The sequence below is a fragment of the Brucella sp. TWI559 genome (genome assembly GCF_039674265.1).
Lineage (GTDB): Bacteria > Pseudomonadota > Alphaproteobacteria > Rhizobiales > Rhizobiaceae > Brucella > Brucella chromiisoli.
On the sequence record NZ_JBDJNE010000004.1, the window covers coordinates 70,109 to 83,028 of the forward strand.

The window sequence follows — 12,920 nt, forward strand, 5'->3', positions numbered from 1 at the left end:
TCAGTTCTGTTCTTCCGCTTCCACATAGCGCGGGAAAACCGGCTGCGGTGCGGGCAGTTCCGCGCCGCCAACAAGCGGGCTTGCCGCTACGTCTGAGAACTGGCGCTTGTCTGCCGGGATTGCCAGAGTATCGAGCAGCTTTTCCGCCGATTGTGGAATGAAAGGCTGAACCATGATACCAACGCGGCGGATCACTTCTGCCGTCACATAGAGCACCGTACCCATCCGCTCCAGATCGGTCTTGCGCAGCGCCCAAGGCTCCTGCCCCGCAAAATAGCGGTTTGCTTCCGCAACAACGGCAAAGATGGAACCGAGTGCGATGTGCAATGCCTGATCGCCGACAGCCTTGCGTGCGGTTTCCAATGCTGCATCGGCCTGATCAAGAATAGCCTTGTCTGCCTCCGAGAAGGCGCCCGGAACTGGAACCTTACCGTCGCAGTTCTTTGCAATCATCGACAGCGAGCGCTGTGCGAGATTGCCAAGATCATTGGCGAGATCGGCATTGGTACGGTTGACGATTGCATCGTGGCTGTAGCTACCATCCTGACCGAATGGCACTTCGCGCATCAGGAAATAACGCAGTTGATCAAGACCATAGCGTTCAACCAGCTCAAACGGATCGATAACGTTGCCGAGAGACTTCGACATTTTTTCACCGCGGTTGAACAGGAAGCCATGCGCAAACACACGCTTTGGCAGCGGAATGCCTGCCGACATCAAAAATGCTGGCCAGTAAACCGCGTGGAAACGCGAAATATCTTTGCCGATGATATGCGCATCAGCAGGCCAGTAAGCCCACTTGTCACTGGTCGTATCTGGATAGCCGAGTGCTGTGATGTAGTTGGTCAGCGCATCAACCCAGACATACATGACGTGCTTTTCATCACCCGGAACAGGAATACCCCAGTCGAATGTCGTGCGCGAAATCGACAGATCTTTCAGGCCAGACTTTACGAAGCTAACGATTTCGTTGCGACGCTCCGCAGGCATGATGAAGCCGGGATTGTTTTCATAAAGCTCAACGAGCTTGTCCTGATAGTTCGACAGACGGAAGAAATAGCTTTCTTCTTCAACCCATTCGACAGGCGTACCCTGCGGGCCGTAACGAACATTATAGGCGCGGACTTCAGTTTCTTCTTCGCCGTAATAGGCTTCGTCGCGTACTGAATACCAGCCCGCATAACCGCCCTTATAAATGTCACCGCTGGCAGACATTGCCTGCCAGATTGCCTGGCTGGCCTTGTAATGACGCTCTTCCGAGGTGCGGATATAGTCATCATGCGAGCTGTTCAGAAACTCGCCCATGCGCTGGAAAGCAGCGGTGTTGCGATCTGCGAGTTCGCGCGGGCTTATGCCTTCCTTGCGCGCACTCTGCAACATCTTGATACCGTGTTCATCCGAGCCGGTCAGAAAGTGAACATCCTTGCCATCCAGACGCTGAAAACGCGCCATGGCGTCGGTCGCAATCAACTCATAAGCATGGCCGATATGCGGCTTGCCATTCGGGTAAGCAATCGCAGTGGTGATGTAGAATTTTTCGCGGCTCATCGGAAATCCGGCTTCTTCAAGTGTGATATTCAAAAAACGTTAGCGGTGACATAACGCATGTAGGACTGCATGTCACGTAAGCGGAGGCAGGCCTGACCGAAAAGCACGATGCGTTTTTTCCAAAAGAATCATAACGGCCTGCTTTCGGTCGAGATTATAGGTCTCGGCATTGGAAATTTCGCGGGTCAACTCACTCCAATAGCGTGACCATTGATCGGCTTCGCGCAACTGACCCGAATCTGCATAGCGACGCGCTTCATCGGCAATCCGGCTCATCAGATAATCACGGAACAATTCATACTGAACTTCTGCTTCACGGCCGTTCAGAACACCTGAGAGAGCCTGCGCTTTCGGCAGGTCGAAATTCTGTCTCTGCAAGATTGCATCGACCGTATCGGATATTTCCAGACCACCATGCGCCACGAGAAGCAGCGCCTTGCGCACGCTGCCTTCCGAACGACCGAGAAGCGATGGTGTAATGTTATCCGCATCAAGGCCGACGCTTGGCCCGATGTGAACGAGTGCGTCGGTGAGCGCATCATCGCCAAGCGGCTTGAACTGGATGCTCTGGCAGCGCGAACGGATTGTCGGCAACAATCTTCCCGATGAATGCGAGATCAGAATGAAGATTGCGCGGGCGGGCGGCTCTTCCAGTGTTTTGAGAAGCGCATTGGCCGCGTTGCGGTTCATGTCATCTGCCGGATCGACAATGACAATGCGCCATGCGCCGTCTGATGCGGTGCGGGTGAGAAAATGGGTAACACGGCGAATTTCCTCAACCGGGATGCCAGTTTTGAACTTGCCCGTCTTCTGATCAAAAGGCCGATTGATATGCAGCACAGCCGGATGCATGCCGCCTGCAATCTGTCGCCATAGTGGCTTGTTAAAATCAGGTGCGCCAATGGTTTCGGGTGCCAAAACCTGATCGCTATGTTCAAGCATATGGCCCGCCAGATGAAAGGCCAGCGTTGCCTTACCGATCCCCTGCTCACCTTCAAAAAGCAGGGCATGATGCATCCTGCCTTCACGATAGGCCTGCGCAAGGAAAGCCGCAATCTCGCTGTGACCAGTGAGATAATCGCTGGCAGATGGCTCTGCAACGCCCTCGATGGAATCATGCGCTTTGGGGACGTCGAGTTCTTCGATCACAGAAGTCCCCTTTTCTTCAGAATTTCATCGGTAATTCGGATGATATCTGCTGAAATCGAATCCTGAATACGGTCGGCATTCACCACTTTACAGCGCTCCGGCTCCGCTTTCGCAATAGCAAGAAAAGCCTGACGGCGTGCTTCATGCACGGCAATCGCTTCTTTCTCGAAACGATCCGCCACGTCAGCACCACGGCGCTTATTGGCTCGTGAAAGGCCTTTTTCTGCAGGAATATCGAGAATGATTGTGAGATCAGGCATGGCACCATCGATGGCGATACGTTCAATCGCCGCCATGTAAGTGGCATCAAGATTACCCGTGCCCCCCTGATAGGCTCTACTCGAATCGATAAAACGGTCGCAAAGCACGATACGATTTTCAGCGAGCGCCGGGCGGATCAGCTGATCGACATGATCAGCACGGGCGGCGGCGAACAGCAATGCTTCCATGGCCGGGCCATAGCTTTCGGCATTGCCGCTCAGAATCACATGGCGGACGGCTTCCGCTCCCGCAGAACCGCCGGGTTCACGCGTGATCAGTGGATCGAAGCCAAGGGAACGCAAATGATCTGCCAGCAAGGCGATCTGGGTTGATTTACCCGCGCCTTCCCCACCCTCGAATGTAATGAACAATCCGGTCAAACTGACTTCCGCAAAATTGAGTTCCGATCAAAACAATCTCTGTTCTGTTTATCGGCGTTTAACTGGAACGTCGAGGGTTTAGAGATATTTCCTCAACCAGCCGGTCGCAAGCTCCATCACAGCGCCTCTGGCGCGCTGCGAGAGCGTACCAATTGCGACGTCCTGCGCCGTATATAGCGGTATTTCCTGAACCACATTGCCGTTTAACTCAAATTGCATCGTTCCGACTTGTGTGTCTGCATCGACCGGCGCGTTTAACGGACCTTCGTAAGTGATGCGAGCTTTGAGCTTGTCGCGCCCCTCCTTTGGGAGCAACAATTCAACGCTATCTTTCACTTTCAGCGGGACACTGGACGCCGAACCGCCGAAAACCTGTGCTGCACCGATCTCATCGTTCGCCATATAAATATTGATGGCATCAAAGGAGGTCATACCCCACTGAATGAGCTTTTTGGCCTCTTCTTCACGCTCTTTGGTGCTGGTTAAGCCACTCATGGCCAAAAAAAGCCGTCGCCCATTCTGTTTTGCTGACCCTACAAGCGCGTACCCCGATGCCTCCGTATAACCCGTCGCCATGCCATCGGCACCAATATCGAGCCGCAAGAGCGGGTTTCGATTGCGTTGCATGATCTTGTTCCAGGTAAATGCTTCCTGTGCATAATACGTGTAAGCCTCTGGATGCGCACTGTAGATATGTCGCGCAAGCTTTATGAGATCAGAGAGCGTTACAGTCTGTCCGTCCGCTGGCAATCCGGTAGCGTTGACGAAATGCGAGCCTGTAAGTCCCAATTCTTGCGCTCGTTCATTCATTTTCTTTGAAAAGGCAGTCTCATCGCCGGACAAGCCTTCGGCAAGAATAATCGCACCATCATTGGCTGCCTGAACAATCATACCCTGAAGAAGATCGGCGACAGTTGGCGTCGATTTGAGCGCTGCAAACATGGTGGACGTTCGTGACGGTGCGCCACCAGTGCGCCACGCATATTCCGTGACTGGATAGGCGGTTTCGAGCGTTGTTTCGCCTTTTTTAAGCGCCTCAAAAACAACCTCCGCCGTCATCAGCTTGGCAAGTGACGCTGGTGGAATTTTCAAATCCGGATTTTTGGAAAGAAGAACCGTGCCACTTTTATCGTCCAACAAAAGGACCTGCGGCGCTTTGGTGGCGAACTCTGCCGGTACAGTCTGCGCATAGCTTGGCAAAGCGAAAAGAAACGAAACGGCAACCGCCGTTACAAACTTCACGCTTTTAGGCCGTTGCATCCTACCCTCGTCATTTTCGAATGAAGCCACGCGGTATTTGCAGCTGGAATCAATCGGCACGAACGACAAAAGCGTCGCTCGCTCCAGCCTTCCATGCTGCACGAAGCAGATCGTCGTTGTTGCCATTTTGGGCAAATGCCGTCAGTTCGTAAACATCGCCCTGCTCTGTCGGTGTTTTCGTGCGCGTGACGCGCGCAGACCGAGGCAGGGATTTCTGAAGCTTCAACGCATCTTCCAGCGTATTAAACGTGCCCAGTTCAACATATTCACGCGGCTCTTCCGCGTCTTTGCGCTTCCATGCGTTTGAAATCGCACTTTCAGTCAAAATACTGCCGTAAGTGCGTTCTTCTGCATAGGCAGATGCCGCCAAACGATCAGAAGCATACCCCAATCCACCAATATTTGCGGCTGTAGCAACACCAAAGCTATGAGCCGGACGCTGTGACGGAACGGGAACACTCGCGGGTAACAAAGGCATTTCACCATCGCCATAAGCCTGATTGACTTCAAACGGTGATGATTGCGGAATAGGCATAGCCGCAATGCCTGCCGGTGTTGGTGTCGGTGCATTCATTGCCATCATGACGCCTGTGGCTGGCTGTCCGATCGGATCAGCATTGCCTGGTCGATAGGATGCCATCAGATAGGCATCATCCTGCCCGTCAAGCGGAGCGCGTCCAACATATTCCACCTTCACGTCAGCAGTACCATGATGCTGGTAATCCAGCATCTCAGCCGCCTTTTGCGACAGATCAATAACGCGATCACGCTCGAATGGTCCGCGATCATTCACACGAACGATGATCGAGCTACCATTATACATATTGGTAACGCGCGCATAGCTTGGCAGCGGCATCGTTGGATGCGCTGCTGTCAAATGCGTCATGTCATAGATTTCGCCATTGGCGGTCAACCGGCCATGAAAAGCGCTGCCATACCAGGAAGCGCGACCCGTTGAGGCATAATTCTTGTTCTCTTTCGGATAATACCAGCGGCCTTTAACCTGATAGGGTTTGCCAATCTGATCACGCCCACCGCCACGCGGCAGCGGTTTGCCCTGAACACTGGTGACACGGGGACTGGCTTTGACGCCATATTTGGATTCAGCAAAATATTCTTTTGGGTGCTTTTTCTTCGATTTTGGCTGTGGAGCACTTGCACAGCCTGCAAGAGCAAGAGCCAGCGCAACAAAGGTCAACATCGCAGCCGGTGCACGCTTATCGCGCCTTATCGACAGTTCCGCACTTTCAGCACGGTTTCGCCACCCGTTAGAACTCATACGCCATACGCCCGCAATTTTTCGTTGATCGAGAGATCGAACTTATCTTTTAGAAAATAGTGATGTCACTGAATTATTGACGGATCATTAAAGCTTTTGCAAATCCCTATAATGAGTCGTCAGCTATCCGCATATTTCTGACACATCCAACGGGGAACTTTCGGTTTGCCTGCGCGTTAATTTTTCAACATGAAGGAGAAACAAAATGTTCCGAGCTCTTATCCTCTGGCTTCTTGGCGTACCATTCATCGCAGTTCTGTTTATCTGGTATTTTTTCTTCTGATGATGGAACACTGGGGGGCATTGAGCGTTATATTGACGGCTCTTCTGACCTCCGAGCCAATCACCTAACGTCATGAATTGGGCCCGTTCTTTCAAGAGCGGGCCATTTTTTGTGAATTTAAAATGATGCAGGCCGATAGGCGCGGATCACCTCGCGGTGCAGGCGAAAATGCGCGGGCGTCCAGGTCGTAAGCTCACCATCTGTGTTGACCGGACGCGGTTTTTTTGTGCGAATAATGACTTCCTGTGTTGGAAAAGCGCGCACATCATCCCATTTCGACTGGGTTCCCTGACGCAGGCTGGGAAGCAGACGCAGCAACTCCCACCAACCATCAACTTCCAAACTGTAAAAATCGAGTTTGCCATCATCAATGGCTGCGTCTTTTTGGACAGCCATACCGCCGCCATAAAATTTGCCATTCCCAACCGATACCTGAAGCGTCTTGATCGTTTCGGTCATCCCGTCATGCTCAAGATAGGCTGTGAACAATTCCGAACGCATGAGAATACGGCCTGCCGCAATCGCATAGCCGAATTTGCCCCATTTTTTCTTGGCATCAGAACTGAGTTGTTGTGCAAGCTCTGCACTAAAGCCAATACTGGCGACATTGAAATAAAGATGGCCATTGACCTCACCAAGATCAATTGGATGTGGATGATAGGTGAGCAATTGCCGTGTTGCCTCAATAGGATTGGCAGGAATGCCAATCGTGCGGGCGAAATCGTTGGCCGTACCAAACGGCAATATGGCAAGCGGCAGTTTCGTTTCGACGAGCCCTCGCGCTGCTGCGTTTAGCGTACCATCGCCACCGCCAATAATAACCATGTCCACATCGGTGTTCGCACGAATAACATCCGAAATGGTTTCATCGCCCCGGACTGTCTTCTCGATGAGAGCAAGGTTTCCACGTTCGAGTATCGCGCGCATATCCGCATTGAACCCTTTGCCATTGCGGGCTTTTGGATTGACAATCAGCAATGCTCGGCGCTTGGAGGATGTGGCCATAGGTTCCCGTTGGAATTTTTAAATTGAGGTATTGAACAGCGCAAATGGCGATGGATTTTCGGATATCAATGGGAAGGCTTATGAATTCTTTTTAACGCTTTTAATGGTTAAACGTCACAGCCCTGCAATGGGCGTGAAAAGCCCTGCGCATAGCCGGGGACAGTTCACATAGAGTTTTCTTGTTTGTGATGTCGATAATGTAGATATTCATAATATGAAGATATTCTTATTTGTTTTGGCTATTGCTGCTTTTCTTGTGTTTGGCTGCTATTTGCAGACGCATTTTGGCGCGTGGCAATAGACAGTTTCATAAAAATGACGCGACGGTCGAAATTAAGATTGATCCTAAGACTGGCGAATCTGTCCGCAGCTCGAATCTAAAACGAGCGACGTTTATGTTAGGGCGCCGCTTTTTCTGCCAAATTCACGCCTGCACAGAAGCGGCAAATTTAAAATGGCAGCAAAATGACTGCATTTTCCACAGTTATGAGCCTAAATTAGAATTATCCCAACTTTTTTATCATCTTACGTGCGGAAACGATTGACGCTGACCAAGTTCCCGAATACATGAGCAGCGTTCCTGATCGAAAGACATCAGAACAATGCGCGGGTGTAGCTCAGTTGGTTAGAGTGCCGGCCTGTCACGCCGGAGGTCGCGGGTTCGAGCCCCGTCACTCGCGCCATTCCTCTCTTAGCAGAGGAATGTTTGGAACTAAATTTCTTTATCTCACCGATGCAGTTATTGCTTATGCAAAAAAAGCAGCCCATAGGCCGCTTAACTCGGAGAGTTTTGAAATCTTAGAGCATCTCCTGTTCTGATTGAAACGCTGAAAATACGTGATCTGTTTGCCTTAACGGGACCGAAACAAGAGCAGTTATAAATCATACAACAAGCTCAAACGGATGAAGAACATACAGGAGCGCGCCATCAGATGCCACACTCGTAGTCGTTATGCGGTTAAATCAGAAAGCCATAATCAGGTTCTCATCATTTCGAAATAAGTGCACAATTCATCTCTATTTCGAGCCGGTGCAAAGACAAGCTGCTCCCCAATTCTGTGCATTCCCAATTTCATTAGGAGATTATGAGAAATGGTATTCTCGGTTTGCGCGCCTGCTCGCATTGAATGTACTCTCAATCCTTCAAAGCAAGCTGCAATTAGTCCTTGGGCGGCTTCATAGCCCAATCCCACGCCATGAACTTCTTCAGAGAGCCAGTAGCCGATTTCGCCAACTCGCTTTCCATCAAACTCTTCAAAATCTACTTTGATCCATCCAATGACCTGATTGTCAGCTTGGTTCACGATTACGAGTGGAAGCGTACGCTGTTCTGCATGACCAGTGAGGGCTTTATCAATTATCTTTTCAGCAGCTTCTTGTGTAAGAGGATATGGCCAAGCGGCCACCCACCGGCTAATCGCAGGCGTCATTAATTTTTGCAGTGCCGCGCTATCTGATACCGTGACCAGACGCAACTCCAAGCGCTCAGTAAGCTTTTTGAACGATTGCCAGCATTCATTTGTCATCAATTTTCCCAACATTTTTAACAGCCCCCCCTTGTCGCGCATGACCGTTTGTCGAGTGGTCACAAATTTTCGAGTTATAGCTGAAATATGTATGCCTGCTACAAAATCAGCGTGCACGTCCTGTTTCTGTTTATCCCAAGCGTCGATGGACACCCTAAATTTTTCCGTTCAGACTTGACTTGCTTGAGGCCATACTGCGTGCGTTCAATTAGCCGATCGCGCTCGAACTGAGCGCCTGCGTTGAGAACATTCATAGTCATTGTACCGGCTGACTGGTTAAATCAGAACCACCCAAAGCGAGGCAGTAAAAATACATCTGAAGACAGCCATATCTCGCGATCGCATCCAATCAAGACCACTGAAAAAACTACCCGGCCGCGCTGTCAAGGCTGACGAGCAAGCGGACGAACGCGCCAGAGCCATCCGCTATCTCCGCCGCTTTCTCCAAATGCATGGCAGCACCAATACCAGCGGAGAGAAACTTAGTTTGCACTTCCTCGAAGTTGGTAAGCGTCAGAAGTGTACCAGGCCGTACCGCGACTGAAAAACATTTTCCGACACAATGAAAAACATGCGCGCAGGGCCGTCATTCTTGAAACGCGACCACCGTAGCATGGCATAGGTGATCCCACCTGCCCAGAAAGCATTCCAGACCTGATCAACTATTGAGCGAATTTCACCTGTGAACATGCTTCAATTTCCACCTGCTATTCCGAATCGAATTTGACATTACGCCAGTGCGTTATGTTAAAGAATACATCTCGAAATCTGGGGGGCTGTGTCAGAATAATATGAGTTCCAATGAAGCGTTCGGTCGTGTCGTAAAGATTTTCATCACAGGGCAAGATCCGCGCAGTCTTCGCACTGTCGAGCTCGACAACTGGACAGGCGTTGCTATCACGGGGCAACCCGAGTTCTTCAAGCGAGCGCTTCAGGATGAAGTCCTTAGCCGTTCGTGCGTTTATCTTCTCATCAGATCTGGCGCTGAGGATGATTTACCCGCAATTTATGTTGGTGAAAGTGACGACTTCTCGCAACGCTATACGAACAGCAAGTTTCCAATCGCGTTTGATACCTTCCTGATCTTCACCAGCAAGGACGACAATCTGACGCGTGCCCACGTCAAATGGCTGGAAGAGAAGCTCTGGGCTATTTTAAAAGATAATAGTGGCAAGGCACTCGTTGCCAATTCTAACCGGCCGACCGGCTCAAATTTGCCACGCGCAGACATTGCAACTATGCAAACCTATCTTCGCAACATGATCTATGTGCTTGAGGCACTTGGCTACGACTTATTCTCAGTGCAGGAGCGTATTACAGCTTCCCCGGCACCAATAAACCAAAGTGAAGTATCGGAAATAGCGCCGTTTGATCTTTATGCAACGCTACCGAACAGAAAAAACGAGAAGGCATTTTTACGCTATGAAGATGGTGCTTACACTCTCAAGGCTGGTTCAAAAATAAACGCCAGGGCTACAGATAGTTTACCGTTAAATGTCAGAAAGCTGCGTGAACAATTAATGGCTGATGGCGGCCTTATTTCACATGGGGAATATCTGGAGCTGACCCGCGATATTCCGTTTTCCAAGCCTTCACCAGCTTCATATCTCGTAAAAGGTCGCAGCTCAACTGGATATCAGGATTGGCAGCGTGTTAGTGATGATCTGCCTTTAGGGACTTTTTTGGGAGTGATGACAAGTGTTGACAGCACCGTTGCTTTACACCGAGAGACTTGAGCGGTTTGGCGGTGGTGTCATTAAAGTTCGAGCGTAAAATCCTGAACGTGCAAAATTTGCGGATAAACCATTAGAATTTCCCAAATAGGCCATTGAAGCAATCAATCGCTTCGTTTAGAACCTCGGTAGACGAGGCTCACGCCTCCCGGTGATGCACCCGTAGCTCAGCTGGATAGAGTGCTGCCCTCCGAAGGCAGAGGTCACAGGTTCGAATCCTGTCGGGTGCGCCATTTTAGTCATTTAACCGGTAAACATCATCCCCTCTTATTTCCGACCTCCGTGATATTGCTTAGTGTTACAAGTGCAAATGGTATCCGCTGTTGCCGAAGCAATTATCGGCCTTATGATTGGTATTTGTTTTCTGAATGCCTATCTTAAACAAAGCCAGAGGCGAAGCTGCTTGGGAGACGAATGAAAAAGTTAATCGGAATTGTCGTTTTTGCACTTTGGCTTATCCCAACAATTGCAACGGCCGCAACTGACTCTGAAATTGTGACCGAGATGGCCGAACAGTGTTGGCAATTGCCGGAAGATGCGAACTACAGCCGTGCGTCTGCAACTTTCGAAGTTACTTATGACGGAAATGGCCAACTGACGCGCATTTTAACAGTGGAGTTTCAGCCGGTTAGAAAAGCGGGACGAGAGTTTGCTGTTTCGGCACAGGATGCCATTTTAAAGTGCGCCAGCAAAACCTCGGTGCGTTCACGGACTGTGCGGGTCATTATGCGATATGTTGAGCAGAAAACAGATGGGCCTCTGATCATGAAAAGGTCGCTGCGCTAATTTAATATCAAAGATGATCCTTTGCCGCTTGCGATAAAAGCGCAAAAGAAAAGGCGGGAATGTCCCGCCTTTGTTTGTTTTATCCGACATGCAAACCGGGCGCTTCCTGCCCGGTGCTTTCGACATATTCAGTGTAACCACCACCATATTGCTGAATGCCATCGGAAGTGAGTTCCAGAACCCGATTAGACAGAGCTGCCAGAAAACGGCGATCATGCGATACAAACAGCATTGTGCCTTCATAAGCTGAAAGCGCCTTGATCAGCATTTCCTTTGTGTCGAGATCAAGATGGTTTGTCGGCTCATCAAGCACGAGGAAATTCGGCGGATCAAACAGCATTGCCGCCATCACCAGGCGCGCTTTTTCACCACCGGACAGCACACGGCATTTCTTTTCAATATCATCGCCGGAAAAACCAAAACAGCCAGCCAATGCCCGTAAAGGTGCCTGTCCTGCCTTTGGAAAACGCTGCTCCAGCCATTCAAGAATGGTGCTTTCACCATCCAGAATATCCATGGCGTGCTGCGCGAAATAGCCAAGTTTCACGCTCGCACCAAGATTCACAATGCCCTGATCCGGCTCGGTTGCACCCGTCACAAGTTTAAGCAGCGTTGACTTGCCTGCTCCGTTCACGCCCATAATGCACCAGCGTTCGCGGCGCCGAACCATAAAATCCAGACCATCATAGATCGTTCGGCTTCCATAGGTTTTGCTGACGCCCTTGAGGCTGACCACATCTTCGCCTGAGCGCGGTGCAGGAGCAAAGTCAAAAGCAACCGTCTGGCGTCGGCGTGGAGGCTCCACACGGTCGATCTTTTCGAGTTTCTTGACACGGCTTTGCACTTGCGAAGCATGTGATGCACGCGCTTTGAAACGCTCGATAAACTTGATTTCCTTGGCGAGCATTGCCTGCTGGCGCTCGAATTGCGCCTGCTGCTGCTTTTCGTTGAGTGCGCGCTGGCCTTCATAAAAGGCGTAATCCCCCGCATAAGAGGTCAGCGACCCGGCATCAATTTCGATAATCTTGGTCACGATGCGGTTCATGAATTCGCGGTCATGCGATGTCATGAGCAGCGCGCCATCATAGTTTTTAAGAAAGGATTCGAGCCAGATCAAGCTTTCGAGATCAAGGTGGTTGCTTGGCTCGTCAAGCAGCATAACATCCGGGCGCATCAGCAGAATACGGGCAAGCGCCACGCGCATCTTCCAGCCGCCGGACAGCTTGCCGACATCGCCATCCATCATTTCCTGACTAAAACTAAGCCCTGCCAGAACTTCACGCGCACGGCCATCCAGCCCGTAACCGTCAAGCTCTTCATAACGAGCCTGCACCTCGCCATAACGCTCGATAATGGCATCCATCTCATCAAGACGATCGGGGTCGCACATGGCGGCTTCAAGTTCGCGCAATTCAGCCGCGACACTGCTTACCGGCCCTGCCCCGTCCATCACTTCGGCAACAGCCGAACGCCCACCCATTTCACCAACATTCTGGTTGAAATAGCCAATCGTTACACCTTTTTCGACATTGACCTGCCCTTCGTCAGGCAGATCTTCGCCGGTAATCATGCGGAAAAGCGTTGTCTTGCCAGCACCATTCGGCCCGACGAGGCCAATCTTCTCGCCGCGGTTCAAAGCGGCTGAAGCTTCGATAAACAGAATGCGATGGCTATTGGACTTGCTGATATTGTCTAAACGGATCATATGCG

At 50.8% G+C, this 12,920-nt stretch carries 11 protein-coding genes and 2 tRNA genes; 4 read left to right on the plus strand and 9 right to left on the minus strand.

The window, feature by feature from the left end:
- From metG to ABE530_RS07485, 6 genes are all read right to left on the minus strand, one after another.
- Positions 1 to 1,548 (minus strand): methionine--tRNA ligase, encoded by a 1,548-nt coding sequence (metG, locus tag ABE530_RS07460; RefSeq protein ID WP_499694129.1) that lies wholly within the window; start codon positions 1,546 to 1,548, stop codon positions 1 to 3.
- 72 nt (positions 1,549 to 1,620) lie between these two features.
- The gene (locus tag ABE530_RS07465) at positions 1,621 to 2,697 is read right to left on the minus strand and encodes a DNA polymerase III subunit delta' (protein ID WP_499694130.1); all 1,077 of its coding nucleotides are present in this window, start codon (positions 2,695 to 2,697) and stop codon (positions 1,621 to 1,623) included.
- Positions 2,694 to 3,338 (minus strand): dTMP kinase, encoded by a 645-nt coding sequence (gene tmk, locus ABE530_RS07470; RefSeq protein ID WP_499694131.1) that lies wholly within the window; start codon positions 3,336 to 3,338, stop codon positions 2,694 to 2,696. Before tmk ends, ABE530_RS07465 begins: the two co-directional genes overlap by 4 nt.
- A 78-nt stretch (positions 3,339 to 3,416) precedes the next feature.
- Positions 3,417 to 4,598 carry a D-alanyl-D-alanine carboxypeptidase family protein gene (locus ABE530_RS07475; protein ID WP_499694132.1) on the minus strand — a complete coding sequence of 394 codons (1,182 nt, stop codon included), beginning with the start codon at positions 4,596 to 4,598 and terminating at the stop codon, positions 3,417 to 3,419.
- A gap of 49 nt (positions 4,599 to 4,647) precedes the next feature.
- Positions 4,648 to 5,877, minus strand: a complete 1,230-nt coding sequence (locus ABE530_RS07480) for a septal ring lytic transglycosylase RlpA family protein (RefSeq protein WP_499694133.1) — start codon at positions 5,875 to 5,877, stop codon at positions 4,648 to 4,650.
- A 400-nt stretch (positions 5,878 to 6,277) separates the two neighbouring features.
- Positions 6,278 to 7,165, minus strand: coding sequence for a lipid kinase (locus ABE530_RS07485; RefSeq protein ID WP_499694134.1), 888 nt, complete (start codon positions 7,163 to 7,165; stop codon positions 6,278 to 6,280).
- A 606-nt stretch (positions 7,166 to 7,771) separates the two neighbouring features.
- Here ABE530_RS07485 and ABE530_RS07490 point away from each other — a divergent pair.
- Positions 7,772 to 7,848, plus strand: a tRNA-Asp gene (locus ABE530_RS07490).
- A 294-nt stretch (positions 7,849 to 8,142) separates the two neighbouring features.
- Here ABE530_RS07490 and ABE530_RS07495 read toward each other — a convergent pair.
- On the minus strand, positions 8,143 to 8,844 hold the full coding sequence (locus ABE530_RS07495; RefSeq protein ID WP_499694135.1) for a GNAT family N-acetyltransferase: 702 nt from the start codon (positions 8,842 to 8,844) through the stop codon (positions 8,143 to 8,145).
- 360 nt (positions 8,845 to 9,204) lie between these two features.
- Positions 9,205 to 9,381 (minus strand): hypothetical protein, encoded by a 177-nt coding sequence (locus ABE530_RS07500; protein WP_265984739.1) that lies wholly within the window; start codon positions 9,379 to 9,381, stop codon positions 9,205 to 9,207.
- A 101-nt stretch (positions 9,382 to 9,482) separates the two neighbouring features.
- Between ABE530_RS07500 and ABE530_RS07505 the strand changes: the two genes are divergently transcribed.
- The 3 genes from ABE530_RS07505 to ABE530_RS07515 all read left to right on the plus strand — a co-directional run bounded on the left by ABE530_RS07505 (position 9,483) and on the right by ABE530_RS07515 (position 11,210).
- The gene (locus ABE530_RS07505; protein WP_499694136.1) at positions 9,483 to 10,427 is read left to right on the plus strand and encodes a DUF4357 domain-containing protein; all 945 of its coding nucleotides are present in this window, start codon (positions 9,483 to 9,485) and stop codon (positions 10,425 to 10,427) included.
- A 153-nt stretch (positions 10,428 to 10,580) separates the two neighbouring features.
- Positions 10,581 to 10,657 (plus strand) — tRNA-Arg (locus tag ABE530_RS07510).
- A 181-nt stretch (positions 10,658 to 10,838) separates the two neighbouring features.
- Positions 10,839 to 11,210: a hypothetical protein gene (locus ABE530_RS07515; protein ID WP_499694137.1), complete on the plus strand. Its 372-nt coding sequence runs from the start codon at positions 10,839 to 10,841 to the stop codon at positions 11,208 to 11,210.
- Positions 11,211 to 11,289: 79 nt separating this feature from the next.
- Here the strand turns inward: ABE530_RS07515 and ABE530_RS07520 are convergent, their stop codons facing one another.
- On the minus strand, positions 11,290 to 12,915 hold the full coding sequence (locus tag ABE530_RS07520) for an ABC-F family ATP-binding cassette domain-containing protein (protein ID WP_265983790.1): 1,626 nt from the start codon (positions 12,913 to 12,915) through the stop codon (positions 11,290 to 11,292).
- Positions 12,916 to 12,920: the final 5 nt, after the last annotated feature.

Coding starts and splice junctions, on each gene's coding strand:
- metG (WP_499694129.1), bottom strand. CDS start 1,548: ATGAGCCGCGAAAAATTCTACATCACCACTGCGATTGCTTACCCGAAT.
- ABE530_RS07475 (WP_499694132.1), bottom strand. CDS start 4,598: ATGCAACGGCCTAAAAGCGTGAAGTTTGTAACGGCGGTTGCCGTTTCG.
- ABE530_RS07480 (WP_499694133.1), bottom strand. CDS start 5,877: ATGAGTTCTAACGGGTGGCGAAACCGTGCTGAAAGTGCGGAACTGTCG.
- ABE530_RS07485 (WP_499694134.1), bottom strand. CDS start 7,165: ATGGCCACATCCTCCAAGCGCCGAGCATTGCTGATTGTCAATCCAAAA.
- ABE530_RS07500 (WP_265984739.1), bottom strand. CDS start 9,381: ATGTTCACAGGTGAAATTCGCTCAATAGTTGATCAGGTCTGGAATGCT.
- ABE530_RS07505 (WP_499694136.1), top strand. CDS start 9,483: ATGAGTTCCAATGAAGCGTTCGGTCGTGTCGTAAAGATTTTCATCACA.
- ABE530_RS07515 (WP_499694137.1), top strand. CDS start 10,839: ATGAAAAAGTTAATCGGAATTGTCGTTTTTGCACTTTGGCTTATCCCA.
- ABE530_RS07520 (WP_265983790.1), bottom strand. CDS start 12,915: ATGATCCGTTTAGACAATATCAGCAAGTCCAATAGCCATCGCATTCTG.